29 protein-coding genes are annotated in these 25072 nt (G+C 41.4%); 22 read left to right on the top strand and 7 right to left on the bottom strand.

Translation table 11 applies throughout. From position 1 onward, the window contains the following. Positions 1-13: 13 nt before the first annotated feature. The 5 genes from gyrB to dnaA all read right to left on the bottom strand — a co-directional run bounded on the left by gyrB (position 14) and on the right by dnaA (position 6100). Positions 14-1933: a DNA topoisomerase (ATP-hydrolyzing) subunit B gene (gyrB, locus tag IR135_RS05170; RefSeq protein WP_135097328.1), complete on the bottom strand. Its 1920-nt coding sequence runs from the start codon at positions 1931-1933 to the stop codon at positions 14-16. 14 nt (positions 1934-1947) lie between these two features. Further along, positions 1948-3051, bottom strand: a complete 1104-nt coding sequence (gene recF / locus IR135_RS05165; RefSeq protein WP_135097326.1) for a DNA replication/repair protein RecF — start codon at positions 3049-3051, stop codon at positions 1948-1950. Continuing rightward, positions 3048-3266, bottom strand: coding sequence for an RNA-binding S4 domain-containing protein (locus tag IR135_RS05160; protein WP_115885565.1), 219 nt, complete (start codon positions 3264-3266; stop codon positions 3048-3050). Before IR135_RS05160 ends, recF begins: the two co-directional genes overlap by 4 nt. Positions 3267-3456: 190 nt before the next feature. Then, positions 3457-4590 carry a DNA polymerase III subunit beta gene (gene dnaN / locus IR135_RS05155; protein WP_135097324.1) on the bottom strand — a complete coding sequence of 378 codons (1134 nt, stop codon included), beginning with the start codon at positions 4588-4590 and terminating at the stop codon, positions 3457-3459. A 169-nt stretch (positions 4591-4759) separates the two neighbouring features. Then, positions 4760-6100 carry a chromosomal replication initiator protein DnaA gene (gene dnaA / locus IR135_RS05150; RefSeq protein WP_135097322.1) on the bottom strand — a complete coding sequence of 447 codons (1341 nt, stop codon included), beginning with the start codon at positions 6098-6100 and terminating at the stop codon, positions 4760-4762. Between the two features lie 436 nt (positions 6101-6536). On the opposite strand from dnaA, the gene rpmH reads away from it, so the two are divergent. The 19 genes from rpmH (at position 6537) to rpsR (ending at position 21840) form a co-directional block, all read left to right on the top strand. Then, complete coding sequence (gene rpmH / locus IR135_RS05145; protein ID WP_026859410.1) at positions 6537-6674, top strand: 50S ribosomal protein L34; 138 nt, start codon at positions 6537-6539, stop codon at positions 6672-6674. Positions 6675-6789: 115 nt separating this feature from the next. Beyond that, positions 6790-7125: a ribonuclease P protein component gene (gene rnpA / locus IR135_RS05140; RefSeq protein ID WP_167753384.1), complete on the top strand. Its 336-nt coding sequence runs from the start codon at positions 6790-6792 to the stop codon at positions 7123-7125. 15 nt (positions 7126-7140) lie between these two features. After that, positions 7141-7983, top strand: coding sequence for an RNA-binding cell elongation regulator Jag/EloR (gene jag, locus IR135_RS05135; protein ID WP_135097318.1), 843 nt, complete (start codon positions 7141-7143; stop codon positions 7981-7983). Between the two features lie 14 nt (positions 7984-7997). Beyond that, the gene (gene mnmE, locus IR135_RS05130) at positions 7998-9374 is read left to right on the top strand and encodes a tRNA uridine-5-carboxymethylaminomethyl(34) synthesis GTPase MnmE (protein ID WP_135097316.1); all 1377 of its coding nucleotides are present in this window, start codon (positions 7998-8000) and stop codon (positions 9372-9374) included. Positions 9375-9391: 17 nt separating this feature from the next. Continuing rightward, entirely contained in the window at positions 9392-11275 is a 1884-nt protein-coding gene (gene mnmG, locus IR135_RS05125; protein WP_135097314.1) for a tRNA uridine-5-carboxymethylaminomethyl(34) synthesis enzyme MnmG, read from the top strand. After that, the gene (gene rsmG / locus IR135_RS05120) at positions 11272-11985 is read left to right on the top strand and encodes a 16S rRNA (guanine(527)-N(7))-methyltransferase RsmG (RefSeq protein WP_135097312.1); all 714 of its coding nucleotides are present in this window, start codon (positions 11272-11274) and stop codon (positions 11983-11985) included. Before mnmG ends, rsmG begins: the two co-directional genes overlap by 4 nt. A 16-nt stretch (positions 11986-12001) precedes the next feature. Then, on the top strand, positions 12002-12814 hold the full coding sequence (locus IR135_RS05115) for a ParB/RepB/Spo0J family partition protein (protein ID WP_115885573.1): 813 nt from the start codon (positions 12002-12004) through the stop codon (positions 12812-12814). 101 nt (positions 12815-12915) lie between these two features. Then, positions 12916-13689, top strand: a complete 774-nt coding sequence (locus IR135_RS05110; RefSeq protein ID WP_318272282.1) for a ParB/RepB/Spo0J family partition protein — start codon at positions 12916-12918, stop codon at positions 13687-13689. Positions 13690-13707: 18 nt separating this feature from the next. Further along, positions 13708-14631 carry a mechanosensitive ion channel family protein gene (locus tag IR135_RS05105; protein WP_135097308.1) on the top strand — a complete coding sequence of 308 codons (924 nt, stop codon included), beginning with the start codon at positions 13708-13710 and terminating at the stop codon, positions 14629-14631. Positions 14632-14637: 6 nt separating this feature from the next. Beyond that, a complete protein-coding gene (locus IR135_RS05100; RefSeq protein ID WP_115885576.1) occupies positions 14638-14823 on the top strand; it encodes a DUF951 domain-containing protein in 186 nt (61 codons plus the stop codon). A 13-nt stretch (positions 14824-14836) separates the two neighbouring features. Beyond that, entirely contained in the window at positions 14837-15937 is a 1101-nt protein-coding gene (gene ychF, locus IR135_RS05095; protein ID WP_115885577.1) for a redox-regulated ATPase YchF, read from the top strand. A gap of 590 nt (positions 15938-16527) precedes the next feature. Beyond that, the gene (rpsF, locus tag IR135_RS05090) at positions 16528-16830 is read left to right on the top strand and encodes a 30S ribosomal protein S6 (protein ID WP_115885578.1); all 303 of its coding nucleotides are present in this window, start codon (positions 16528-16530) and stop codon (positions 16828-16830) included. 26 nt (positions 16831-16856) lie between these two features. Further along, positions 16857-17369 (top strand): single-stranded DNA-binding protein, encoded by a 513-nt coding sequence (ssb, locus tag IR135_RS05085; RefSeq protein WP_115885579.1) that lies wholly within the window; start codon positions 16857-16859, stop codon positions 17367-17369. Positions 17370-17593: 224 nt separating this feature from the next. Beyond that, entirely contained in the window at positions 17594-18490 is an 897-nt protein-coding gene (modA, locus tag IR135_RS05080; protein WP_135097306.1) for a molybdate ABC transporter substrate-binding protein, read from the top strand. Positions 18491-18607: 117 nt separating this feature from the next. Continuing rightward, positions 18608-19396, top strand: a complete 789-nt coding sequence (modA, locus tag IR135_RS05075; protein WP_228063431.1) for a molybdate ABC transporter substrate-binding protein — start codon at positions 18608-18610, stop codon at positions 19394-19396. Further along, on the top strand, positions 19377-20066 hold the full coding sequence (gene modB / locus IR135_RS05070; protein WP_135097304.1) for a molybdate ABC transporter permease subunit: 690 nt from the start codon (positions 19377-19379) through the stop codon (positions 20064-20066). Before modA (IR135_RS05075) ends, modB begins: the two co-directional genes overlap by 20 nt. A gap of 282 nt (positions 20067-20348) precedes the next feature. Next, the gene (locus IR135_RS05065) at positions 20349-20675 is read left to right on the top strand and encodes a PadR family transcriptional regulator (protein ID WP_115885582.1); all 327 of its coding nucleotides are present in this window, start codon (positions 20349-20351) and stop codon (positions 20673-20675) included. 1 nt (position 20676) lies between these two features. After that, a complete protein-coding gene (locus IR135_RS05060) occupies positions 20677-21462 on the top strand; it encodes a hypothetical protein (protein ID WP_135097302.1) in 786 nt (261 codons plus the stop codon). 138 nt (positions 21463-21600) lie between these two features. Then, entirely contained in the window at positions 21601-21840 is a 240-nt protein-coding gene (gene rpsR, locus IR135_RS05055) for a 30S ribosomal protein S18 (RefSeq protein ID WP_035810211.1), read from the top strand. A gap of 133 nt (positions 21841-21973) precedes the next feature. Here rpsR and IR135_RS05050 read toward each other — a convergent pair whose 3' ends face one another. After that, positions 21974-22708, bottom strand: coding sequence for a class I SAM-dependent methyltransferase (locus IR135_RS05050; protein WP_135097300.1), 735 nt, complete (start codon positions 22706-22708; stop codon positions 21974-21976). A 60-nt stretch (positions 22709-22768) separates the two neighbouring features. Then, on the bottom strand, positions 22769-23356 hold the full coding sequence (locus IR135_RS05045; RefSeq protein ID WP_135097298.1) for a general stress protein: 588 nt from the start codon (positions 23354-23356) through the stop codon (positions 22769-22771). A 125-nt stretch (positions 23357-23481) separates the two neighbouring features. Here IR135_RS05045 and IR135_RS05040 point away from each other — a divergent pair, with 125 nt between their 5' ends. The 3 genes from IR135_RS05040 (at position 23482) to IR135_RS05035 (ending at position 25062) form a co-directional block, all read left to right on the top strand. Then, complete coding sequence (locus IR135_RS05040) at positions 23482-24225, top strand: helix-turn-helix transcriptional regulator (RefSeq protein WP_135097296.1); 744 nt, start codon at positions 23482-23484, stop codon at positions 24223-24225. 144 nt (positions 24226-24369) lie between these two features. After that, the gene (locus IR135_RS11655) at positions 24370-24501 is read left to right on the top strand and encodes a hypothetical protein (RefSeq protein ID WP_265588368.1); all 132 of its coding nucleotides are present in this window, start codon (positions 24370-24372) and stop codon (positions 24499-24501) included. 12 nt (positions 24502-24513) lie between these two features. Then, positions 24514-25062 (top strand): YfbU family protein, encoded by a 549-nt coding sequence (locus tag IR135_RS05035; protein WP_194194250.1) that lies wholly within the window; start codon positions 24514-24516, stop codon positions 25060-25062. Positions 25063-25072 lie beyond the last annotated feature (10 nt).

Genomic DNA, 25072 nt, shown 5'->3' with positions numbered 1-25072 from the left:
TAAATCTCCTTTATTAAACGTCGAGGTTCTCAACGTATCTCGCATTTTCTTCGATAAAGTTGCGCCGGTATTCAACGACATCTCCCATCAGCATTTCAAATGTCTGATCCGCTTCAATCGCATCATCCAGTTCCACCTGAAGAAGGTTTCTCTGTTCCGGATCCATCGTCGTTTCCCACAGCTGATCGGCGTTCATCTCACCGAGTCCTTTATACCTCGACATAGAAATTTTAGGTGTTTCAGGTAAGGTGCTGCGCAGAACATCAAGCGCTTCATCATCGTAAACGTAATATTTTTTCTTGCCCTGCTCCAGTTTATAAAGAGGCGGCTGTGCAATATACACGTAACCGTGCTCGATTAAGGGTCTCATAAAGCGGTAGAAGAACGTTAACAGCAGTGTTCTGATGTGCGCACCGTCGACATCCGCATCGGTCATAATAACAATTTTGTGGTAGCGGGCTTTCGCAATATCGAATTCTTCACCGATACCGCTGCCGAGTGCCGTTACCATTGAACGGATTTCATTGTTTCCTAAAATTCTGTCCAGACGTGCTTTTTCAACGTTTAAAATTTTACCCCGGAGCGGTAAAATTGCCTGAATTTTTGAGTTGCGTCCTGATTTTGCCGAACCGCCGGCAGAATCACCCTCTACGATAAACAGTTCACTTTTCGCAGGGTCTTTGCTCGAACAGTCTGCAAGTTTACCCGGCAGGCTCGATACTTCAAGCGCCGACTTGCGTCTTGTCATTTCACGCGCTTTTTTCGCTGCGACACGGGCGTGCTGTGCAGTAATTCCTTTATCGACAATTACCTGTGCCGTCTGAGGATTTTCCATCAGGAATCTTTCGAATCCTGCCGAGAACAGCTGATCTGTAATCGTGCGCGCTTCGGAGTTTCCGAGTTTGGTCTTCGTCTGACCTTCGAATTGCGGATCCGTGTGTTTAATTGACACGATTGCTGTTAAACCTTCTCTGACATCTTCACCGGATAAACGTTCTTCCGTCGATTTAATCAGGTTCTGTTTCGTTGCATAGCTGTTAATCACTCTTGTCAGCGCACGTTTAAAGCCATCTTCGTGCGTTCCCCCTTCATGTGTATAAATATTATTGGCATAAGTTAAAAGGGTGGATGTGTAGCCGAGGTTGTACTGCATTGCGATTTCAACTTCGATTTCATCTTTTGAATCATCCATATAAATAATTTCTTCATGCAGTGCTTCTTTCGTCTTATTCAATTCCTCGACGTAGGATTTAATACCGCCTTCATAGTGGTATTTAAATTCAAGATTTTCTTCGCCGCGCTCGTCGATTAATTTAATTTCGAGTCCCTTGTTCAGGAAAGCGAGTTCTTTAATACGCTTCTGCAGAATTTCGATTTCGTATTCTGTCGTTTCAGTAAATATTTCTTCATCCGCTTTAAAACGGATGACCGTTCCTGTTTTATCCGTTTCGCCAATGACTTTTAAGTCTGCATCCGGTACACCGCGGGTGTAGCTCTGGTAATGAATTTCGCCGTTCTTATGCACGTATACTTCAAGTTTTGAACTCAGTGCGTTAACTACGGATGACCCGACACCGTGCAGACCGCCGGAAACTTTATAGCTGCCGCCGTCAAACTTACCGCCGGCGTGCAGCACTGTTAAAATAACCTCGACTGCCGGACGTCCCATTTTCTCCTGGATATCTACAGGAATACCGCGTCCATTGTCCGTAACCTTAATCCAGTTATCTTTTTCAACAGTGACATTAATTTCAGACGCATATCCTGCAAGCGCCTCGTCGATACTGTTGTCAATAATTTCCCATACGAGGTGGTGCAAGCCGCGTGATGACGTAGAACCAATGTACATCCCCGGTCTTTTTCTTACCGCTTCAAGACCTTCCAGCACCTGTATCTGACTTGCACCGTATTGATCCATATTTTGTTCAGCCATGTTTTCACCTTCCGTTATTCATCGATTTTGATTTTGCCGTTTTCTATTTCAAATAGCTGCATATCATCCATAATCTGATGGTTGATATCGCTGATTGAAGTCGTCGTAACGAACGTCTGCACCCGGTTTCTGATTGAAGTTAATAAATGCGCCTGTCTCACTTCATCAAGTTCACTGAGCACGTCGTCCAAGAGCAGGACCGGATATTCTCCAACTTCCTCCTTGATTAATTCGAGCTCCGCAAGTTTTACAGACAGCGCAGTTGAACGCTGCTGCCCTTGGGAGCCGTAAGTCTGAACGTCAAAATCATTAATCGTAAAACCGATATCGTCCCGATGCGGACCGACAAGTGAAGTCCCTCGTTCGATTTCTTTATTTAAATTCTCAGCTAAAAGAGCAGATATTTCCGCTTTCAATGCTCCCGGATTATCGCTCTCATATTTAATATTGGGGTTATAGACTACATTTAAAATTTCTCTGCCGTTTGAAATATCAGCATGAATTCTTGAAGCGTGACGTTCAATCGTGGCGATAAACTGCTCACGTTTTAAAATAATCAGGCTTGCATGATGAGCAAGCTGGTCATTCAGCACTTCAATCATAATCTGATCGACGCTGCGCGATTTTAAGTACTGATTTTTCTGAGCGAGAACCTTGTTATAGTCGGATAAATGATTCAAATATATTTTCGATATCTGACCGCATTCCATATTAATAAATTTTCTTCTGACCTGCGGTGATCCTTTAACGATATTGAGATCTTCCGGAGCAAACAGCACCGTATTCAAATGACCGATGTACTGCGACAGTTTTGCGACTTCAAGATGATTCACCTTGGCCCGCTTCCCGCCTTTTGCAATACCGATTGAGAGCGGCAGCGTGCTGTGCTCTGTCGTAATGACCCCGTTAATATACGCATCTTCCGCGCCGAACCGGATCAGTTCCCTGTCTTTTGACGTCCGGTGGCTCTTCGCCAGGGACAAAAAGTAAATTGCCTCAAGCAGGTTTGTTTTTCCCTGGGCATTATGGCCGATAAAAATATTCAGCTTAGGATGAAAGGCCAGGGACAAGGAATCATAATTCCTGAAATCTGTGAGCTTAATTTCGTTTAGTATCATTGCACCGGATACTTAAATTTATATTCGCCGACACCTGCAATGACCAATTCGTCACCATCGTGCAGTTTTTTGCCGCGTCGGTTCTCAGGCTCTCCGTTTAAAAATACTTCATGTTCACTTAAGAACCATTTAGCTTCGCCGCCTGTACCGATAATATTTTTATATTTTAAAAATTTACCGAGTGTTATCATGCTATCCAAATGAATCGTTTCCATAGACATAACCTCCTATTACATACTCATTCATTATACTACATTTTACATATATTTTCATTATTTAAGCCCAAATAAAGCGTTTAGAGCCTTTTATAGGCAAAAAGGCTTTTACCTACCTGTAAACATAAAAAAGAGACCAGAGGCCTGTTTTTCATCAAAAAAGGCATGGTCTTAAATATTTGCGTCCTGATTAGTATGTTCTAATCGGTAAAATCAGTTGTACGACTTCGGAAGATTCGCTCGGTGTAATAGTGAACGGTCTCATCGTGCCGAAGAATTCAATGGTTACTTCTTCGTCCTGAATCGCACGAAGTGCTTCCATCATATATTTTGAGTTAAAGGAAATTTTAATGCCTTCACCTTCGATAGCAGAAGCGTTGACCGCTTCGTTTACCGTACCGACTTCAGGTGAGTTCGAAGTTAATTCCACATTATTGTTTTCCACAGTCATGCGGATAACGTTGTTGCCGCCTTCACGTGCCAGGAGTGAAACACGGTCAATTGCATGGTAAAACTCGGAGTTGTTAACGCTGACCTTAGTTTCATAATTTTCAGGGAACAGACGGGAGGTATCCGGATAGTTTCCTTCAAGTAAACGCGAGATAAAACGCATATTGCCGTAAGTGAACAGCACCTGGTTCTGCGACAGGTTAATTTCTACATCTTCATCCGAGTCTGTGAGTATCTTGCTGAGTTCAGACAATGATTTACCTGGAATAATCGCATTTGAAATCTCCGTGTTAAATGTTTTATCCAGCAGTCTTCTTAAAGCAAGACGGTGGGAGTCCGTTGCAGTAAATGAAATATTATCTTTGTTAAAGTTCCAGTTTACACCTGTTAAGACAGGACGTGTTTCAGATAAAGAAACTGCAAAGTTTGTCTGGTTAATAATTGTTTTTAATACTGCAGAAGAAAGTACTAAACTGTCTGCATCGTTAACTTCAGGAAGCAGAGGATACTGATTTGAATCATTTCCGCTTAAGTTAAATTCTGATTTTCCTGCGGTAATTTTAGTCTGGAAATTTTCAGTTGTTTCCAGATCTACAAAATCACCGGAAAGTTTTTTAATGATGTCTACAAAGAAACGGCCTGTTAAAACGACTGAACCGGGTTCTTCGATTTCAAGGATTTCTTCATTATCAATTTCTGCAGGTATTGTAATTTCAATAGATATTTCCGAATCACTGCCGGTAAGTATCATTTGATCATCAGAGACATCGATTTTTATCCCGTTTAAAATAGGCAAAGTAGTTCTTGGTGAAATAGCTTTTAAACAATGATTTAATTGTTCGATAAAATATTGTCTTTTAATACTGATTTTCATAAGCGAGTACTCCTTATTTAATAGATATATAGTATATAAAATAATAGTAATAATAGTAGGTCCTGTGGATATGTGGAAAACCGGCTTGAAGCTATACAGAGAAAGTTATCCACATGTGTACAAAGTGTTGACTACAGTGTAACATTTATCCACAGTATTCACATTAGATTTAATTAAGCTTTTTCTCGATTTCTTTTAATTCATCTCTGAATAACTCATCTTCTGAAACAAGCTTCGAAATTTTCTCATGCGCGTGAATAACAGTTGTATGATCCCGGCCGCCGAACACTTCACCGATTTTAGGCAATGAATTGTCAGTGAGTTCGCGTGACAGATACATTGCGACGTGTCTCGGGAAAGCGATGGACTTGGTCCGCTTTTTAGAGGCGAGCTCATCGATGTGAATGCCGTAATATTCGCTGACGGCTACTTGAATATCGTGTATTGTCATACGTTTTGACTTGGTTGTAACAACGAGGTCTTTCAGCGCTTCAGACACTACTTCCGGAGTCATCGGCTGATTTGAAATTTTTGAGTATGCTGCAACGCGCGTCAGTGCGCCTTCCAGTTCACGGATATTTGTATGAATATGGTTGGCGATGTAAATCATTGCTTCATTTGGAATCTCTACATTTTCTTCTTCGCATTTCTTCCGCAGAATCGCAATTCTGGTCTCGAGGTCAGGCGGTGTGACGTCTGTCATCAGCCCCCATTCAAAGCGCGAGCGCAAACGGTCTTCAAGCGTCGGAATTTCCTTCGGTGTCCGGTCGCTGGAGATAACGATCTGCTTGTCATTCTCATGCAGCGAGTTAAAGGTATGGAAAAACTCTTCCTGCGTTGATTCCTTGCCTGCCAGAAATTGAATATCATCGATTAACAAGACGTCGACATTGCGGTACTTGTTGCGGAACTCTTCAGTTTTGTTATCGCGGATCGAGTTGATGAATTCATTCGTAAATTTTTCACTCGATAAATAAACGACTTTCGCATTTGGACGGTGCTCCAGCACATAATTCCCGATAGCATGCATAAGATGCGTCTTGCCGAGACCGACTCCCCCGTATATAAACAGCGGGTTATATGCTTTCGCAGGCGCTTCCGCTACTGCGAGTGAAGCGGCATGCGAGAAGCGGTTGCCGTTGCCGATGACGAACGTATCAAATGTATGCTGGGCATTTAAAGCATGTTTAACAGGAACATCCATTATCTGGCTGCTTTTTTCAGGTGCTGTATTTTTCGCGGGTGCTGGATTATCCAGCTGTTCATCTTGAAAAACGATTTTAACTGAAACTTTTTCACCGATCGCTCTGTAGATGCTTTCTTCAATCAGTGTTAAATATTTTTCGGACAGCCAGCCCTGCTGGAATTCGTTATCCGCTTTGACAATTGCGCTGCTGCTGTTTAAATCGATCAGTTTTGTATCTTTAAACCATGTCTGAAAGCTGACGGTCGGGATATTTTCACTGATATTTTCAAGGACATTATCCCAAATACTATTTAAGCTGCTCATAAAATAATCCTTTCTTATTCACAAATAACAGGCTGTGGATAACTCATATACACAGGTGTAGAAAAGTTATGCACAGCTTATGCACATTCTGTGGATAACTATCCAGAAGAACTTACTTATCCACAGCGATATGGGTAAAATTATAACTGATTTGCTTATGTATATCAATAGTTTTAAGAGTTATGCACATAATCAACAGTTTTCCACAAAATATTACATACAGCCTGTGGATTTGTGGGAGAAACCCTTTTTAAACTGTTGATAACTTTATCCTGCAAAAAAGTTATCCACATTTTATTATGGTTTTCCCGTAATCTCATAGAAGGAATATCAAATAAAAAGTTGAAAAGACAGCACATTTTTGGTATTCTTTAATAGTTGCAATTCTAAGAGAAGATAAAAGACAGAGATATATATTTAAACGGAGGTGTCATTAATGGTAAAACGTACCTATCAACCAAATAAACGTAAACGTGCAAAAGTACACGGTTTCCGTGAGAGAATGAGTACTAAAAACGGCCGCAAAGTTCTTGCACGCCGTAGAAGAAAAGGAAGAAAAGTTCTTTCTGCATAACCATTAGATCATCTGACGAGGATGATCTTTTTTTTTGCGCCAATACCGGATGTTTTATAAAATGAGTGCTTTTTAGTATAATAATTAATCATAGATATGAAAGAGCGTAATAATGATGAAAAAGCGATATAGAATTAAGAAAGAAAAAGATTTTAAACTGATTTTTAAAAGAGGAAAATCATATGCTAACAGGCAGTTTGTCGTTTACTTAAAGGACAACGATGAAATTCCGCATTTGAGACTCGGCATCAGTGTGTCCAAACGTCTCGGCAACGCGGTAAAAAGAAACCAGATAAAAAGGCGCATCCGAGCATTTTATCAGCTTCACAAAACAGAGCTGAAACCGCGTGAATATGTAGTTATCGCCCGAAATCCCGTCAAAGATATGAACTATCACGAGATGGAAAAATCATTATTGCATGTCTTAAAAATCGCGAAATGTATTAAATAATACGGGGGTAGTATTATGTACAGAATTTATACTGAAAAAACAGTAGATGATGCAGTCGCAAAAGGATTAGACGAGCTTGGCGTAACTGAAGACGATATTAAGATTGAAGTAATCGACGGCGGGAGCGGCGGTTTCTTAGGTTTTGGCAGACGCGATGCTGAAGTGAAACTGACAATCATCAATCCGGAATTAAAAACATACGGTTCCATCGATGCGATGCTTGAACAGCGGTCTCGGAAGGTGCAGAGACAGCTTGAAGAAGCTGAAGAACCGGCAAAGCCTGAACCTGCAATAACAGAAAAGATGCCTGAAAGAGCGGAAGCTCCAAACCAGGAAGCTCCGGCAGCTGAGTTTCGTCCTGAAACTGAAGACGGTGCCGAGGATGAAGAAACGCTGTACGAATCCTCGATTAATAGTGCGGCGGATGACACAGCAGCTTATATTTCCAGCGTCGTACGTGAAATGAATATTCCAAACGACATTGAAGTGAGTGTTAAAAACACAACGGTCACAATTGAATTTCATGCAGAGCTTGCAGCTAAAATTATCGGCAAACGCGGGCAGACTTTAAACGCGCTGCAGGAACTCGCGCAAAACTACTTCAATACGATATATAAAAGTTACGGCACAGTCCTTCTGGACGTAGAAAATTACCGTGCAAAACGGCGCGAAACGCTGGAGAGTCTCGCTATTAATATGTCGAAAAAAGCAATGCGCACGGGCGAACCGGTTAAAATGGAACCGATGCCTTCATTCGAACGTAAAATAATGCATCATGTCTTAAGCAGGGTAAAACATATAGATACGTATTCAGAAGGACGGGAACCGAACCGCTACGTCGTGATAACTAAGAAATAAAAGGAGTTTTTAACATGCAATTTGAAACGATCTCAAGCATCTCCACACCGGTTGGTGAAGGGGCGATTGCCATCGTTCGTTTATCAGGTGAAGATGCGATTGAAATTGCAGACCGTCTGTATAAAGGGGCGAAAAAGTTAAGCGATACTGACAGCCACACGATTAATTACGGACATATTATCGATCCGAAAACTGGTGAAACGGTCGAAGAAGTTATGGTGGCTTTAATGCGCGCACCGAAGACTTACACGAGAGAAGACATCGTGGAAATTAATTGCCACGGCGGTATTCATACAGTGAACCGTGTGCTGCAGCTGACGCTGAACAACGGTGCGAGAATGGCGGAACCTGGTGAATTTACGAAGCGCGCCTTTTTAAACGGCCGGGTAGACTTATCGCAGGCTGAAGCGGTCATGGACTTTATCCGCGCGAAAACGAACGAAGCATCTAAAGTTGCGAACCAGCAAGTGCAGGGACGCTTGAAAACGTATATTGAAGAACTCCGTCAGAGCATTTTAAATATTCTTGCCCAGGTCGAAGTGAACATCGACTATCCGGAATACGATGACGTCGAAGAAGCGACGACATCATTTCTGCTGTCTGAAGCGAAAAAGGTCAGTGATAATATCGATAAACTGCTGAAATCGAGTACGGAAGGTCGTATTTTACGCGAAGGTTTAAGCACGGTTATCGTCGGCAAGCCGAACGTCGGAAAAAGTTCTTTATTAAACTACTTAATTCAGGATAATAAAGCAATCGTTACTGATGTTGCGGGCACGACGCGCGATATTTTAGAAGAATATGTTAATGTCAACGGCATTCCGTTGAAACTCGTGGATACCGCCGGTATCCGCGAAACGGATGATATCGTTGAAAAAATCGGTGTGGAACGTTCGCGTGAAGCACTTAAAGACGCGGAACTGATTTTATACGTGATGAACAACAACGATGAGCTGACACCGGAAGATCTCGAACTACTCGAATCTGCGGACGATAAAAAGGTCATCGGTATCGTAAATAAGCTCGACCTCGAAAATAAACTGGATATTAATTATCTGGAGGAACATTTTAAAATACCATTAATTAAAACATCCATTATAAATGGTGAAGGTGTCGACGATTTGGAAAACGAAATCCAGGAGATGTTTTTCGAAGGCAGCCTCTCATCGACGGATTCGACTTACGTGTCGAATAACCGTCACATTAATTTGCTCGAGCAGGCAAAAACAGCAATTGAAGATGCAATCTCTTCGGCTGAAATGGACGTGCCCGTGGATATTATCCAAATTGATCTTATAAAAACATGGGAACTGCTCGGAGAAGTTATCGGAGAAGACGTATCGGAACAATTAATAGATAAACTCTTTAGTCAATTCTGTCTAGGGAAGTAAATACAGGAGGTTAAATAATGACCGGCAATATTAAATATGATGTGATAGTTATCGGCGCAGGTCACGCTGGTGTTGAAGCGGGGCTTGCAGCAAGCCGTAAAGGATTAAAAACACTGATGCTGACGATTAATCTGGATAACATCGCATTTATGCCATGTAACCCTTCAGTCGGAGGTCCGGCAAAAGGAATCGTCGTGCGCGAAGTGGATGCATTAGGCGGCCAGATGGCCAAAGTAATAGACAAAACTCATATCCAAATGAGAATGCTGAATACAGGTAAAGGACCTGCGGTGCGTGCACTGCGCGCTCAGGCTGATAAAGTCCTCTATCAGCAGGAAATGAAATCGGTGCTTGAACAGGAGCCGAACCTCGACATACTGCAGGGACTGGTTGATGAACTCATTATAGAAGATGACGTTATCCGCGGTGTGAAAACGAATGTCGGCACCGTATACGATGCTGATGCAGTAATTATTACAACAGGGACTTTCCTGCGCGGTGAAATTATTTTAGGCGACTTAAAATATTCAAGCGGACCGAATCATCAGATTCCGTCACTTGCGCTTGCAGATCAGCTGAAAGAGCTCGGTTTTGAAATTATCCGTTTTAAAACGGGAACACCGCCGCGCGTTAACGCGGATTCTATCGATTACTCGAAAACTGAAATCCAGCCGGGGGACGATGTACCGCGCGCTTTCAGCTTCGATACGACAGAATTCATTATGGATCAGCTGCCATGCTGGTTAACATACACATCACAGGAAACACACGAAATTATTACAGCAAACCTGCACCTGTCTGCTATGTATTCAGGTGTGGTTCAGGGAACAGGTCCGAGATACTGTCCTTCAATTGAAGACAAGATTGTCCGTTTTAACGATAAACCGCGCCACCAGATTTTCCTTGAGCCGGAAGGCCGCAACACGAAGGAAGTTTACGTCCAGGGCTTATCAACAAGTATGCCGGAAAGTGTGCAGCGCGATATGGTAACGAGCATACCGGGACTTGAAAATGCACGGATGATGCGCGCAGGCTACGCAATTGAGTACGATGCATTAGTACCGACCCAGCTGTGGCCGACGCTTGAAACGAAGAAAATTAAAAATCTTTATACGGCAGGGCAGATCAACGGCACGAGCGGTTATGAAGAAGCAGCCGGTCAGGGTTTGATTGCGGGCATTAACGCGGCGAACAATCTACTCGGTAAAGAAGAGTTAATTTTAAGCCGTACAGATGCATATATCGGCGTACTGATTGATGATCTGGTAACGAAAGGGACCAATGAACCGTACCGCCTCTTAACATCACGTGCAGAACACAGATTGCTGCTCCGTCATGACAACGCGGACATCCGCCTGACTGAAATCGGTTATGATAACGGCCTGATCAGCGAAGAGCGTCTGGCTCGTTTCAATAAGAAAAAAGCAAACATCGACGCGGAACTGGAACGCCTGCAGAAAGTGCGCATTAAACCGAATGAGCACACGCAGAATATCGTTTCAGAGCGCGGCGGCACAGCGCTGAAAGACGGCATTCTCGCTGCGGACTTATTAAGACGTCCGGAAATGGATTATGCGTCAATCATGGAAATTTTAAATGAAGAGATTACGCTGAACCAGGAAGAATACGAACAGGTTGAAGTACAGATTAAATACGATGGTTATATTAAAAAATCATTACAGCAAGTCGATAAAATGAAACGTATGGAAGAAAAGGCTATACCTGAAAACATCGATTACGATGCAGTGCACTCAATCGCGACAGAAGCGCGCATGAAACTGAAAGAAGTTAAGCCGCTGAATATCGCTCAGGCATCCCGTATTTCAGGAGTTAATCCGGCAGATATTTCCATTCTGCTTGTCTATATCGAACAAGGTAATGTGAAAAGGGTAGAAGCATGAACGAAACAGAATTCATAAACACTTTAAAAGATAAAGGAATTGAGCTGTCCGCGGTACAAATCGGCCAGTTCAAGACCTATTACAAGATGCTTGTAGAATGGAATGAAAAGATTAACTTAACTGCTGTAACCGAACTCGAAGAAGTCTATTTAAAACACTTCTACGATTCCATTACACCGCTTTTCTACGCGGATATTGAAGAAGGCGCGAGCCTTTGCGATGTAGGCGCAGGTGCCGGTTTTCCGAGCATTCCAATGAAAATTATCCGTCCGGACTTAAAAATTACAATCGTTGATTCTTTGAATAAGCGCATTACGTTTTTAAATGAATTAACTGCTGTGCTCGGCCTCGATAAAATACACCTGGTGCACGACAGAGCGGAAACGTTCGGCCAGCACCAGGCGAGACATATGTTTGATGTGGTAACGGCACGTGCTGTTGCCCAGCTGAATGTCTTATCTGAGCTGTGTCTGCCGCTCGTCCGCACAGGCGGCCAGTTTATTGTGATGAAAGGCAAGAAAGCGCAGGAGGAGCTCGATGAGAGCAAATTTGCGCTGGACCTGCTCGGCGGAGAACTGACAAAGATTCATCAGCTGTCGCTGCCTGAGGAAGAAAGCGACCGTTATATTATGATCATCGACAAAAAACGTAAAACACCTAAGAAATACCCGCGCAAACCGGGTACGCCTAACAAATCCCCATTAAAATAAAAGGATGGTGGAATGTGTGAAAAAACCATTTTCAAAATTATTTAATCTAATAGATAAAAGCGAAACGCGTTCTGATGATGATTCGCTGGTGACTGTGTCTGTAGAACATATCGTCCCGAACCAGTACCAGCCGCGTACTGTATTTAATCATCAGCGCATTGAGGAACTCGCACATTCCATCAAAGCGCACGGACTGCTGCAGCCGATTACCCTGCGTCCTATCGAAGAGGGCATGTATGAAATTATTGCAGGCGAGCGCAGGTTCAGAGCCTTGAAACATTTGGGTTACGAAGACACTCAGGCAATCGTTAAGTATTTAACAGACCAGGAATCAGCAGCAATTGCTCTGATTGAAAATATACAGCGGGAAAACTTATCGAGTATCGAAGAAGCGAGAGCTTATAAACAGCTGCTCGCAATGGATGATATTACACAGAAAGATCTCGCAGAGAGTATCGGGAAAAGCCAGTCTTTTATCGCCAATAAATTAAGGCTTTTGAAGCTCTCTAACGACGTTATAACAGCGCTCGAAAAAGATGATATCACCGAAAGACACGCGCGGGCACTGCTTATACTCGATAACGATACCCAATGCGACGTTTTAAAAAATATCGTTAAGGATAATTTGACGGTAAAAGAAACAGAGCTCGCTGTGAAGAACCGGAAGAAGGTCCGCATCGAGCAGATTAACTTTAATGACGATGTTGCTTTTATGCTGAATGACTTTGAGCGTGACATTAAGAAGCTGCAGGACAAAGGTATCGATGTCAATATTGAGACGTCTGAAACCGATGAGCTGCATGAAGTCACGATACGTATATACAAATAGTGCTCACACATGACAGTGTGAGTTCTTTTTTGACTTACAAACAGTAAGGTTGCTGTTATAATTGAACTGTATTTTAACTATATAAAGTCGGTGAGATTACGGTGGAAATTATAGAACTGCCCCTTAAGGATATCCGCAAAAATCCATACCAGCCGAGACAGACTTTTGACGAAGATAAGCTGGAAGATTTAAAAAACAGTATTTTAATTCACGGCGTAATGCAGCCGATTACCGTCAGAAAGTCGGTAAAAGGCTATACGCTGGTTGCAGGAGAGCGGCGGCTCCGGGCCAGTATGAAAGCGGGACTAGAGAAAATTCCTGCGATTATTACCGGCATGTCCGATAAGGAAATGATGGAACTTGCGATTATAGAAAACCTGCAGCGGGAAGATTTAAGTGCGCTTGAAGAGGCGGAAAGCTACAGGGAACTTATGACCAAAGCAGAACTCACTCAGGATGAACTGTCGCAGCGGCTCGGCAAATCGAGATCTTATATCGCGAATATGCTCCGGCTGTTAAATTTGCCGGCTGCGGTAAAGCGGGCTATGAACGAGCAGAAGCTGAGCAGCGCGCACGGCAGAACCCTGCTGTCGCTGAAAGATCCGCTGTTAATGGAACAGGTGGCAGAAGAAGCGATTAAAGGGAATATGAGTGTACGGTCGCTTGAAGCGTATGTGAAAACGTTCGATAAAAAGAAAAAAATTAAAAGAACGGCTAAAAAGCTGAAATTTTTACAAGGCTATGAAAATCAGCTGAAAGAATATTACGGTACAAATGTGGAAATCAAAAAAGTAAAAAATAAAGGAATGATTCAGCTGGAGTTTACGTCTCAGGAAGAGTTTGAGAGAATCCTTGCGATGCTCCAGAAAAAATAAAGAAAGAGGCTTTAATATATGCGTTTTTTAACTTTACTTAGTACAGCAGATTCTGAAGACCCGATAGGGTTTGTACAGGAACTTATGGAGAAATTTAAGGATCCTGAGATATGGGCTACTATTGGCAAGAATATTTTATTTGCATTAATTTTTATAATTGCCGGATATATTTTAACTAAAGTTATGAACCGGCTGATTGATAATTTCTTTAAATATAAATCAAAATCCCGCCTGAAAGGTTCGGATAAGCGCAATCAGACCTTAATTAACGTGCTGCAGAACGGGGCCACCATTTTTATTTGGTTCTTCGTTATCGTAGGGGTGCTGGAACTGTTCAGCATTCCGGTTGCTACACTCCTTGCCGGTGCCGGGGTCGTTGGTCTGGCCATCGGTTTTGGTGCACAAAGCTTAGTGAAAGATATGATTACCGGGTTCTTTATCATTTTGGAAAACCAGTTCGATAAAGGTGATTTCGTCAGGGTAAATACTTCAGGTACTACTGTTGCCGAAGGCGAAGTGTTATCATTAGGATTGCGCTCATCCCGTATTCAAGGCTACGAAGGCGAATTGTATATGATTCCGAACGGCACGATTAACGAAGTCATTAACTTTTCACGCTACAATTCAATCTCATATCTCGACATGAACTTTTCTATTCAGGAAGATCTGGATAAGGTCGAAGAGACGATGAATCAATATTTCGAAAGCCATTGGCGCGAAGAGGAAGTGCTCGTCGAGCAGCCGGCAATATTAGGCGTGCAGGATATTCAGCAGGGTGAGGCTACAATCCGAGTTATGCTGACCACCCAGCCGATGGAGCATTTCGGTGCGACGAGACGCATGCGCAGACGCCTGAAACAGTATCTCGAGTCACAAGGAGTATTTGTATCTGTACCTACTATGGACATTAACGATTTCGATCAAAATGATGCCGGGGAGTAAGTAATTATGGAGAAAAAATACGATTTAAATAATATTGTAGAGATGAAAAAACCGCATCCCTGCGGCACAAACAGTTTCCAGATTGTGCGGATGGGTGCGGACATAAAAATCAGATGTACGAATTGCGAACGGACGATTATGATGCCGCGCAGAGATTTTGATAAACGACTTAAAAAAGTAATTATAAACTAAAGGAGCAACTATTATGTCTTTAACTGCAGGAATTGTCGGATTGCCGAACGTCGGTAAATCAACACTCTTTAATGCAATAACGAAAGCGGGCGCACTTGCTGCCAACTACCCGTTCGCAACAATTGACCCGAACGTCGGTATCGTTGAAGTGCCGGATGAGCGTCTGAATGTTTTAACACAAATTGTCGAGCCTAAAAAAACAGTCCCGACAGCATTTGAATTTACGGATATTGCCGGAATTGTAAAGGGAGCGTCAAAAGGTGAAGGCCTTGGAAACAAGTTCTTAGCCAACATTCGCGAAGTCGATGCAATTTGTCAGGTCGTCCGCGCTTTCGATGATGATAATGTGACTCACGTCTCAGGTAAAGTCAATCCGCTGGATGATATTGAAGTCATTAACATGGAATTGATCTTTGCCGATCTTGAAAGTGTTGATAAACGTCTGCCGAAGGTGGAAAAAATGGCGAAGCAGAAAGATAAAGATGCGATGGCTGAAGCAAAAATTCTGACGAAAATTAAAGAAGGACTGGAAGAAGGAACACCTGTCCGCGCACTTGATTTTTCCGATGAAGAAATTAAATCAGTGAAGCATTTCCACCTGCTGACTCAAAAACCGACACTGTATGTGGCGAACGTTTCTGAAGATGATTTATCATCACTTGAAGACAACGAACATTTATCAGCAATTAAAAAATATGCTGAAGAAGAAGGTTCGGAAGTTATTGTGATTTCAGCAAAAGTGGAAGAAGAAATCGCAGCTCTTGATGACGATGAAAAAGAAATGTTCTTAGAAGAACTCGGCCTCGAGGAATCAGGACTTGATAAACTCGTCAGAGCTTCTTACGATCTCCTTGGTTTGGCAACATACTTCACTGCAGGAGTGCAGGAAGTCAGAGCCTGGACATTTAAAAAAGGCATGACGGCTCCGGAATGTGCCGGAATCATTCATACCGATTTCCAAAAAGGATTTATCCGTGCTGAGACTGTTGGTTACGAAGACTTAGTAGAAGCGGGTAACGAAGCAAAAGCGAAAGAAGCAGGTAAAGTCCGCCTTGAAGGTAAAGATTACATTATGAAAGACGGCGACGTCGTTCACTTCAGATTTAACGTTTAATATAATAAGTGCTGCGCAGTCTATTTTAGGATTCCGCAGTTTTTTTTGTGGGCTCCGGATACATATGAGTTTTTGTCATGGCAATCCTGTGAGTTCCGGATACACATGAGTTTTTGTCATGGCAACCCTGTGAGCCCCGGATACACATGAGTTTTTGTCATGGCAACCCTGTGAGCTCCGGATACATATGAGTTTGTATCATGCCAACCCCATGAGCTCCGGATACACATGAGTTTGTGTCATGGCAACCCCGTGAGTCTGGGATACACATGAGCTCGTGTCATACCAATCCCGTGAGCTCCGGATACATATGAACCCCTGTCATGCCAATCCCGTGAGCTCCGGATACATATGAACCCCTGTCATGCCAATCCCGTGAGCTCCGGATACATATGAACCCCTGTCATACCAATCCCAACAAAAACCCCCGCAAAAAAATCACAAACACCGCAAAAATTTAAAGACAATTACAGCGTATCTATTGTAAAAAACTTATTTTATTGCTATAATTTCTGATTGTGAGTAATGAAAATTATTCCTTGCTGAAAATGTGTGTTTTCGGCCGCAAAGACCATAAGGAGGTGCAGAAGATGAGATCATATGAAATTTTATATGTAATCCGCCCGGATATTGAAGAAGAAGCTAAAGCAACGTTAGTTAAACGTTTTGATGAGGTTCTTACTAACAATGGCGCGGAAATCGTCGAATCTAAAGAGTGGGGTAAACGCCGTCTGGCTTACGAAATCGAAGATTTCAAAGATGGATACTACCAAATCATTAAGTATAACGGTGACAGTGCCGCTGCTGATGAGTTTGACCGCTTAGCGAAGATCAACAATGACATTATCCGTCATATCGTTGTTCGTGACGAACAAGCTGAAGATAAAAAATAAGTTAAATATTGAGTGGAGTTGATTACATGCTAAACCGTGTAGTTTTAGTTGGTCGCTTAACAAGAGACCCTGAACTTAGAGTCAGTCAAAACAATGTTGCTGTCGCTACTTTCAACTTAGCTGTAAACCGTCCTTTTACCGGTGCGAATGGTGAGAGAGGCGCTGACTTTATCAACTGTGTCGTTTTCCGCAAACAGGCAGAGAATGTTAATCAGTATGTTAAAAAAGGCAGTTTAGTTGGTATCGACGGCAGAATTCAAACTCGTAACTACGAGAATAAAGACGGGCAAAGAGTATATGTAACTGAAGTTGTGTGTGAAAGTGTTCAGTTCTTAGAGCCTAAAGGCAGCGGTAATCAATCTCAAGGCAATAATGATTATAACTCTGCTGACTCTTATCAAAACGCGTACGGCGGCAACCAGTCGACTGGCAATCAGTCAACAGGACGCAGCCAGCAGCGTCAGGATAACGCAGAAGAAAATCCATTTGCAAACTCTAAAGGTCCAGTAGACATCAGCGATGATGATCTACCATTCTAAATAAAATATAACAATCCAGACTTTGTTATCGTGTGTTTTATTAATGTGTGTGAAATGTGTGAAAAACCTGAGATACTGTATCTCAGGTTTTTATTTTAATTTTGGAGAAAATCATAATACATAAGCAACTTTTATCGTCTTTATAATTATATATTGGTGTAGTTTTGAGCTCATAGTGTTTATAATAAAATATATACAATTTTTTATGTAGGAGCGAAATCGCAATGATTAGAAAAAATGTCCTCGGATGGGCACTTTTACTATCGCTGTGCGTGATTTTAGCAGCTTGTAGTAATAATGACGAATCTTCTGATAATGAGTCGGAAACTGACGAAACCCAGGAAACCGAAAAGAGTACAGAGGAAGAAGCTGAAGATGCAATAGAAGAGGCAGATCAATCTGTCGGAGAAGAGCCGGTCGCTGAAGAGGATGAAGTTGTACATATTACTGCCGAGCAGAGCCTCGAAGATGTAATGGATGAACTGATCGCCCTCTTTGAAGAAAATAACGAAGGTATTAAAGTTGACGTTCAATATGGTCATACAGAAAAACTGACTGAAGATTTAATAGAAGGCAATGACCAGGATATGGATATTTATTTCTCAAGTGATGATGCAGGGTACGAATCGCTCGTCGAAGCGGGTATTTTAAATCAGCTTGCAACTAAATATCTGCTCATCAATGAACTTGTACTTGTTACAGGAACTGATAATGAAGATATCAACCGATACAACGATATTTTTAATAATGATGATGTCTCATTGACAATTGTCGATCCGGAGCATTCTTTATCCGGTACCTATGCTGAAGAACTCCTTAATCAGGAAGAGGAAAAAAATCTGAACGCCGACAGCATCGAAACAGCAGCAGATGCAGAAACTGCTGTTAAAAACATAGCACAAGGCGATACAGATGCAGGATTCCTCCTCAGAACAGATATTTCAGACGATGATGGTCTGCGTATAATTTCACGTGCGCCGCGTTCAATTCTGGAACCGTTTGTTTACGGACTAGGCTTGTCCGACAGCGTTGAAGACGGCAGTGCTGCCCGTGCCTTCTACGATTATTTACAATCGTCAGAAGCTCTGGAAATCTTTACGAATTACGGATATATCGTTTAATATATAATATTTAAACAGGCCCTTTAGTGATAAAGGGCCTGTTTTTTTAATGCGTTTACTTTTATAAACTAAAAGTCTAATATTGATTTAAATACAGGTTTTGAGAGGACAATCGACATGAATCACTTTAATAAAATGAGACTGGCTGTGTTTTTTTGTTCATTATCAGTACTCATCATTTTGTCGGCGTGCGGCAGTGACGAAACAGACGGCGAGGAGGAGTCTGTTACATTAATGATTTCAGCAGCAGCAAGCCTGACAGATGCACTCGAGGAAGCAGCAGATGTCTTTCATGAATCGCACCCTGAAATTAAAGCAGATTTTAACTTTGGCGGCTCAGGCGCTCTGCAGCAGCAAATTTCACAAGGAGCGCCTGCAGACCTGTTCTTTTCTGCATCAGAAAGTGATTTTAATATGTTGATTGATAACGGCAGTATCGCTGAAGAGAACTCGGTCAATCTGCTGAGGAATAGTCTTGTGCTGGTTGCGCCGGCAAACAGCGGTAATGTAAAGTCCTTTAATGATATTACAAAAGCCGATCAAATTGCTGTCGGCACACCGGAGTCAGTACCGGCAGGAAAATACAGTATGCAGACATTTAATTCTCTTGGGATTAAAGAAGATATTGAACCTTTACTCGTATATGCAGAAGACGTTCGTGCGGTGTTAACTTACGTAGAGCGCGGTGAAGTTGATGCGGGACTGGTGTACAGAACAGATGCCCTGACGAGCGACAAAGTTGAGATTGTTGATACGGCTCGGAAAGAATGGCATGAACCGATAGTTTATCCTGCAGGCTTAATTACTGAGTCAGAAAAAGCTGAAGCGGCAGAAATATTTTACGAATTTCTGCAGTCGGAAGAAGCTTTAACAATATTTGAAGATTATGGTTTTACCCGTGAGTAACTACGGCATCACAGCAGAAGAATTTCTGACACCGGTCCTTTTGTCACTGCGGGTTGCGTTCATTGCCCTGATACTATCATTTGTCTTCGGAACATTAATCGCGCATATTATGACGCGGAAAAAATTTAAAGGAAAAATCATTTTAGAAACAATTATTATGCTGCCGATTGTGCTGCCGCCGACGGTGGTCGGTTTTATTCTTATTGTGATTTTCGGGAATAACAGCATCGCGGGTAATATTGTTGAATGGATCTTCAGTCAGTCGATTATTTTTACCTGGTATGCCGCAGTGCTTGCAAGTACAGTAGTATCATTTCCACTGATGTATCAGGCTGCGAAAACCGGATTTTTAAGTATCGATAAAAATATAGAAGATGCAGCGAGAGTCGACGGGGCTGGAAATTTTCAGGTGTTCATGAAAATTACACTGCCGCTGGCATCCGTGCCGCTGATGACCGGTGCTATACTGAGCTTTGCCCGTGCACTCGGAGAATTCGGAGCGACTTTAATGATTGCAGGAAACATACCCGGACGCACACAGACATTGCCGACTGCTATATACGTGGCGCTTCAGTCAGGCAATATGCAGCTCGCCTGGCTCTGGGTCATTACAATAATTGTGATTTCATTTATAATGCTGCTGTTTGTGAGGACGAAATCAACAGATTGAATATTGAAAGTGGGAAACCCGGCTCGGTGGAGCCGGGTTTTTCTTGTTTTAAGGATTTGGATCCCTTCATGGATTTAGTGACGGGTTCCGTGTTATGTCGAATCCCTTTATGACTTCCTCGGAGGAATCCAAAGATAAAAAAACAACTATCTTTTTATATAAGATAGTTGACGCAGCAACCAGAATATAGTATCTTTTATTACATGATAGTCAAACAAACGGCTGTCTTTTTAAATAACTAACTATCTTTTAATATAACATAGTTAGATTAGGAGGTCAGTGATGTCGGTCAGCGATCAGATAATGAAAGGCCTGTTGGACGGTGCGATACTGGGGTTAATTTCCCAGGGTGAGACGTACGGTTATGAAATTACGAAAAAGCTGGAAGACCATAATTTTCCGGATATCAGTGAAGGGAGTATTTATCCAGTGCTGCTCAGGCTGAGTAAAAAAGGTTATGTGAGCACACGGATGGTCAAGTCGGATACCGGCGGACCTAAAAGAAAATATTATTCCATCAGTGAAACAGGAAGAGAAGAATTGAAAATATTTAAGGATAAATGGGAAAAACTAAACTCAGGCATGAATAGTCTGGTAAGAGGTGAGTAGTATGTTAAGTAAAGAAGCAGAAAAATTTTTAACAGAGTTTAGATTAGAAATGATGGCACATGGTAAACAGGATGAAGCGATTGATGATATGGAAGCGGAGTTGGAAGACCACTTGATTCAGGCGGAACAGGACGGAAAATCAGTCAAAGATGTAACAGGCGGATCAGTTAAAGAGTATATTAAAAATATTTCTGGAGAGATGCCTGTTGTGAATAATATAAAACGGTATATTACTTTGTTTATCGTGTATCTTGCCGGCATATTGACAGTCCCTAGTTTAATCAGTGGTGATTTTGATTGGACTTTAAGTAATATTCTTTATTATGCAGCTATAATTATACTGGGTCCCTTACTTATTTATTACGGTTTTAAATATGTACTGGTTAACTTTGCCAGCTTTAAGTCAGAGAAAATTGAACTGAAAGGCACTATATTAATCTTTGTTTTCAGTTTCTTGTATATGGGACTTTTAGTCGGATCTCTATTGCTTGTAAGAAATTATCCGCTCGTGACTTTCTTCGACCCATCAAGCAGCTTTAACATTACAATAGGATTTATCCTGCTTGCAGTTCTGGTCATCGGTTCTTTAATTATGAGGCAGTGGTTCTACGCGTTTCTTGCATTCGGCCTGGCAGCACCGGAAATTATCGCACAGATATTTGCTGACGGCGGACCGCAGAGTGAAAATTATATTATCATTTCAAGCATTGTCTTATTAGTGTTTGCAACATTATTATTCGTTGGAATGTATCTCAAAAACCGGAAGGATGCACAAAAAAATAATTGACTTTTTACCACAAAAGTTGTAATATATATCGTGCACATACACACATTATAAAACACACGTTTAGTAAATAACTAAGTTATGGATTATCAAATTCGATCCACACAGTCGAATACAATAATCTGTAGAGGAGGGCTTACTATGGCAGGTCCAAGAAGAGGCGGTCGTCGTCGTAAAAAAGTTTGTTATTTCACAGCAAACGGCATTACGCACATCGACTACAAAGAAGTAGAACTTCTTAAAAAGTTCATTTCTGAACGTGGGAAAATTCTTCCTAGACGTGTAACAGGTACTTCAGCGAAGTATCAGCGTCAGTTAACTGGTGCTATCAAACGTGCACGTCACATGGCATTATTACCATACGTTAAAGAAGAGCAGTAAGAAATTACTGAACTCCTGATATCTCTGATATCAGGAGTTTTTCTTTTATACCGGGCTATGCTGTCAGTTCAAAGCTTTCCGCAATTAAATCTTTAATGCTATTAATACTGTTTACCTCATTTTCTTTAGTCGCTTATTTTACTTTGCGGCATTTTACTAATAAAAACGGCGGAAAAGTCTGGAGTTTCTGCACTCTTTCTTCTGAATAATTGTCAAAGACTTCAGGTGAATCTCCGAGATCTTTAACTGCCTCTATTGTTAAACCGTTCTGGATAAGACTGTTTAAAATTGTATCTATTTTATGATGATATTTTTTAATAACAATCCCGTTACGCCATTCGGAATCCCGAAGGCTTTCCTTAAAATAATGGTCAACACGCGCGTATATCCCATGCTTATCTTTCATGACAAGGTCTTCTTCAGTGGCGGTCTGAATCGGGTGTTCAATCGTAAACAGCAGATGACCGTTATCGTTAAGAAGGCTGTACAGTTTTTTAGCGAGAGCATCAAAATCCTCAATATAATGAAAAACTAGTGAAGAAACAACGACATCATATTTGCGGTTGAATACTGCCGATAAAATATCTCCCTGTATAAAGGTAACGTCCTTCAAATCATTATCTTTCCGGCAATGGGCTGTCATTTTTTCTGAAGCATCAAGACCTGTCATAGTCTTCGGTTCGAACCTTTGTATGTATTTTAATAGATGGCCAAAACCGGAGCCGATATCAAGAACGTGTTTATTGTGAAGAGCCGGCATATGGCGTTTAATTTCCGGAAACTCAACAATTTCATTATAGCTTAAAGGAGAATAGCGTATTTCTTTATACATATTAAAGAAAATTTCTTCATCGTACTGATCGTTCATTCTCATTCCTCCTTAAAAAATCTCCTATAAAATTTATAGGAGATTACGCTGTTGATCTTCTTATTTGCTGTCTTCTGTTTCCGTCAGCTCTTCCTTCAGGTTAACGATCGTAAATGATTTGCCTTCCAGTTCTACGGTGCGTCTGCTGCCGTCTTCATGAATAATCTGTGCAGCATCTGTATAACTGTCATGTTTTTTCTTCGCTTTGTCTTTCGTTTCTTCCGGTATTTTTTCAATTTGAAGCGGCTGTTCTGACTGCAGCCCGTAAGCTTTCATCGCTTCGCTCTGAGTTTCGATGTCGCCAGCCGCTGCTTCTTCCTGCTTCGCTTTCTCTTCTTCTGTACGTACGAGCAGTAATATTTCTCCATTGTCGACAGCGTTTCTGAACTTCGTATGGTCTTCTCCTGTCAAATTCAATTGTTCTGCAACGCGCTCTTTCGAGTTTTCATCTAAAAACTTCGCAGCAACCTTATCCCACATCGTACCGTCTGCTTTTTTAAACGGAACACGTGTGTATCTTAGAAATGCTGCGTCAAAACGATTTTTGGCAACGACCGTCATATTATTATCCTTCACACCTTCTGCACGGAGATTGTAGATTTTATCGCTGAGTTCATTGGTATTTGAATATATTTCAACTGTTGTCATACTCAATCCTCCATCACGTTCTTTTATTTTCTTTATACCCTAATTGAATTATGCAAAACTTTTATTGATATTCATTATTGACATATATTTCAAATTAACTATATTTGTAAATAAGGGGGAAATTTATGCAAATAAACAATTCAGCAATTATATCGCGCCGTATAGAATACGGTATGTCTCAAAAGTCTTTAGCACTAAAAACTAGAGTGCCAAGTTCAACGATTAGCCGGCTCGAAAAAGGGGAGAATGTCGGCTTTATCTACGTTGTAAAAATAATGACGGCACTGGACTTAACCATTGAAGATATAACCATTAAATTGACACCTGCTGTGGATATGAAAATAGTGAAAGAGCTTGATAGGATTAGAGATCACTCTGCTCTGCATTTAATTGAGGGAGTGCTGAACAAATTAACGGTTCAGGAATGGCGGAGCAATAAGAAACTGTCTATCTATTACGACTGGCATAAAGCGATTTTATTTAAGCAGGAAGAAAAATATGAAGATGCACTTAAGTGTCTCGACAAGGCACTTACTTTGATTGAAAATAAAAATTCTCTGGAATATTTAAAAGCGGATTTGTACATGGCGAAAGGGAATATGCTCTACTGTTCTAAAAGAAGTGGACAGGAATATTACGTGAAGGCCGGTCAGATATACAGCAATAACGTCGATAAAATACATTACAGAACCGGCGTCAAATTGTACACTAACGTCATGTGGGGATATTGTCAGACCAAAGAATACGATAAAATCTTATCCTATGCTTCAAGAGCCAGGTGCCTGCTTAAAAAGAATGAATCGACTTTTCTGCTCGATAAAATTGAAGAAATCGAAATGAAAGCTAAAAATGGCCTGGATAACGACTGAATTGTATAGAGAATCCAAACAATTTACCATATATGGGAACAGCTGTATATTTATATAGTATTCTGACAATTTAATTTAGTATAATTAAGCTACTCTGATACATACAGACGAAAACAGAGAAAAAAATATAAAGAGGGTAAGGTAATGAAGAGTATTTTTAAAAAGACACTAATGTCACTCGGACTCATCGCACTTTTATTTTTTTCAAATACGGCAGCTGATGCTGAAGAATTTCTTCAGCATAATAAAGATGACTGCTTTATTATGGTATTTTAAATGGGCAGCGTGATGCCTCCTGACAGTCTGGACTTTATCAGTACGGCAGGAAAAATTCAGCTGATCAGTTTATTAGACAGTATGCAGCAAAGAAGTGCTGATAAGGATTATATCGATTACTGTGAATACTGTCTCGATATCATCAGGCAGGGAATTGAAATGAATTATAATGAGGTGCTGGATTTCATCGGAGTGACAGGGGAGCCTGTGCCTGCTGAGGTTTCGGTTGAAGTCATATTCTTAATGGAAATGTTCGACCATATTTCTCTGTCGATGTCTAGACTTCCAGCTGCAGAGGCACATGATGCGGCACTTGAATACTACACGAAATTCTGTGGCTTTGAAACGTCCTTATCCGCCCATTTAGCTTATTACATATTTCTCATCAGAACTAATAAGCACCGTGTGCCTGTTTTTAAAGAAGCACTGCCGTTAACCTTAAGTCATTACCGTGAAATGATGCTGAAGTATGAACGGTATAAAAGAAATATATACTTATCGCAGGAGATGATAATGGATATTTGTATACCTCGCGAGCAGCAGATTAAATTTATATTATAAAAAAATCCGG

The sequence above is a fragment of the Jeotgalicoccus nanhaiensis genome, assembly GCF_015235105.1.
Classification (GTDB): Bacteria; Bacillota; Bacilli; order Staphylococcales; family Salinicoccaceae; genus Jeotgalicoccus; species Jeotgalicoccus nanhaiensis.
This window is presented reverse-complemented; position numbering and strand designations above follow the sequence as displayed.

Coding starts and splice junctions, on each gene's coding strand:
- ssb (WP_115885579.1), top strand. CDS start 16,857: ATGCTAAACCGTGTAGTTTTAGTTGGTCGCTTAACAAGAGACCCTGAA.
- dnaA (WP_135097322.1), bottom strand. CDS start 6,100: ATGAGCAGCTTAAATAGTATTTGGGATAATGTCCTTGAAAATATCAGT.
- IR135_RS05105 (WP_135097308.1), top strand. CDS start 13,708: ATGCGTTTTTTAACTTTACTTAGTACAGCAGATTCTGAAGACCCGATA.
- dnaN (WP_135097324.1), bottom strand. CDS start 4,590: ATGAAAATCAGTATTAAAAGACAATATTTTATCGAACAATTAAATCAT.
- rnpA (WP_167753384.1), top strand. CDS start 6,790: ATGAAAAAGCGATATAGAATTAAGAAAGAAAAAGATTTTAAACTGATT.
- ychF (WP_115885577.1), top strand. CDS start 14,837: ATGTCTTTAACTGCAGGAATTGTCGGATTGCCGAACGTCGGTAAATCA.
- jag (WP_135097318.1), top strand. CDS start 7,141: ATGTACAGAATTTATACTGAAAAAACAGTAGATGATGCAGTCGCAAAA.
- gyrB (WP_135097328.1), bottom strand. CDS start 1,933: ATGGCTGAACAAAATATGGATCAATACGGTGCAAGTCAGATACAGGTG.
- IR135_RS05065 (WP_115885582.1), top strand. CDS start 20,349: ATGTCGGTCAGCGATCAGATAATGAAAGGCCTGTTGGACGGTGCGATA.
- modA (WP_135097306.1), top strand. CDS start 17,594: ATGATTAGAAAAAATGTCCTCGGATGGGCACTTTTACTATCGCTGTGC.
- rpmH (WP_026859410.1), top strand. CDS start 6,537: ATGGTAAAACGTACCTATCAACCAAATAAACGTAAACGTGCAAAAGTA.
- IR135_RS05160 (WP_115885565.1), bottom strand. CDS start 3,266: ATGGAAACGATTCATTTGGATAGCATGATAACACTCGGTAAATTTTTA.
- mnmE (WP_135097316.1), top strand. CDS start 7,998: ATGCAATTTGAAACGATCTCAAGCATCTCCACACCGGTTGGTGAAGGG.
- IR135_RS05035 (WP_194194250.1), top strand. CDS start 24,514: ATGCCTCCTGACAGTCTGGACTTTATCAGTACGGCAGGAAAAATTCAG.
- modA (WP_228063431.1), top strand. CDS start 18,608: ATGAATCACTTTAATAAAATGAGACTGGCTGTGTTTTTTTGTTCATTA.
- IR135_RS05060 (WP_135097302.1), top strand. CDS start 20,677: ATGTTAAGTAAAGAAGCAGAAAAATTTTTAACAGAGTTTAGATTAGAA.
- IR135_RS05100 (WP_115885576.1), top strand. CDS start 14,638: ATGGAGAAAAAATACGATTTAAATAATATTGTAGAGATGAAAAAACCG.
- rpsF (WP_115885578.1), top strand. CDS start 16,528: ATGAGATCATATGAAATTTTATATGTAATCCGCCCGGATATTGAAGAA.
- mnmG (WP_135097314.1), top strand. CDS start 9,392: ATGACCGGCAATATTAAATATGATGTGATAGTTATCGGCGCAGGTCAC.
- IR135_RS05050 (WP_135097300.1), bottom strand. CDS start 22,708: ATGAACGATCAGTACGATGAAGAAATTTTCTTTAATATGTATAAAGAA.
- modB (WP_135097304.1), top strand. CDS start 19,377: ATGGTTTTACCCGTGAGTAACTACGGCATCACAGCAGAAGAATTTCTG.
- IR135_RS11655 (WP_265588368.1), top strand. CDS start 24,370: ATGAAGAGTATTTTTAAAAAGACACTAATGTCACTCGGACTCATCGCA.
- rpsR (WP_035810211.1), top strand. CDS start 21,601: ATGGCAGGTCCAAGAAGAGGCGGTCGTCGTCGTAAAAAAGTTTGTTAT.
- recF (WP_135097326.1), bottom strand. CDS start 3,051: ATGATACTAAACGAAATTAAGCTCACAGATTTCAGGAATTATGATTCC.
- rsmG (WP_135097312.1), top strand. CDS start 11,272: ATGAACGAAACAGAATTCATAAACACTTTAAAAGATAAAGGAATTGAG.
- IR135_RS05040 (WP_135097296.1), top strand. CDS start 23,482: ATGCAAATAAACAATTCAGCAATTATATCGCGCCGTATAGAATACGGT.
- IR135_RS05045 (WP_135097298.1), bottom strand. CDS start 23,356: ATGACAACAGTTGAAATATATTCAAATACCAATGAACTCAGCGATAAA.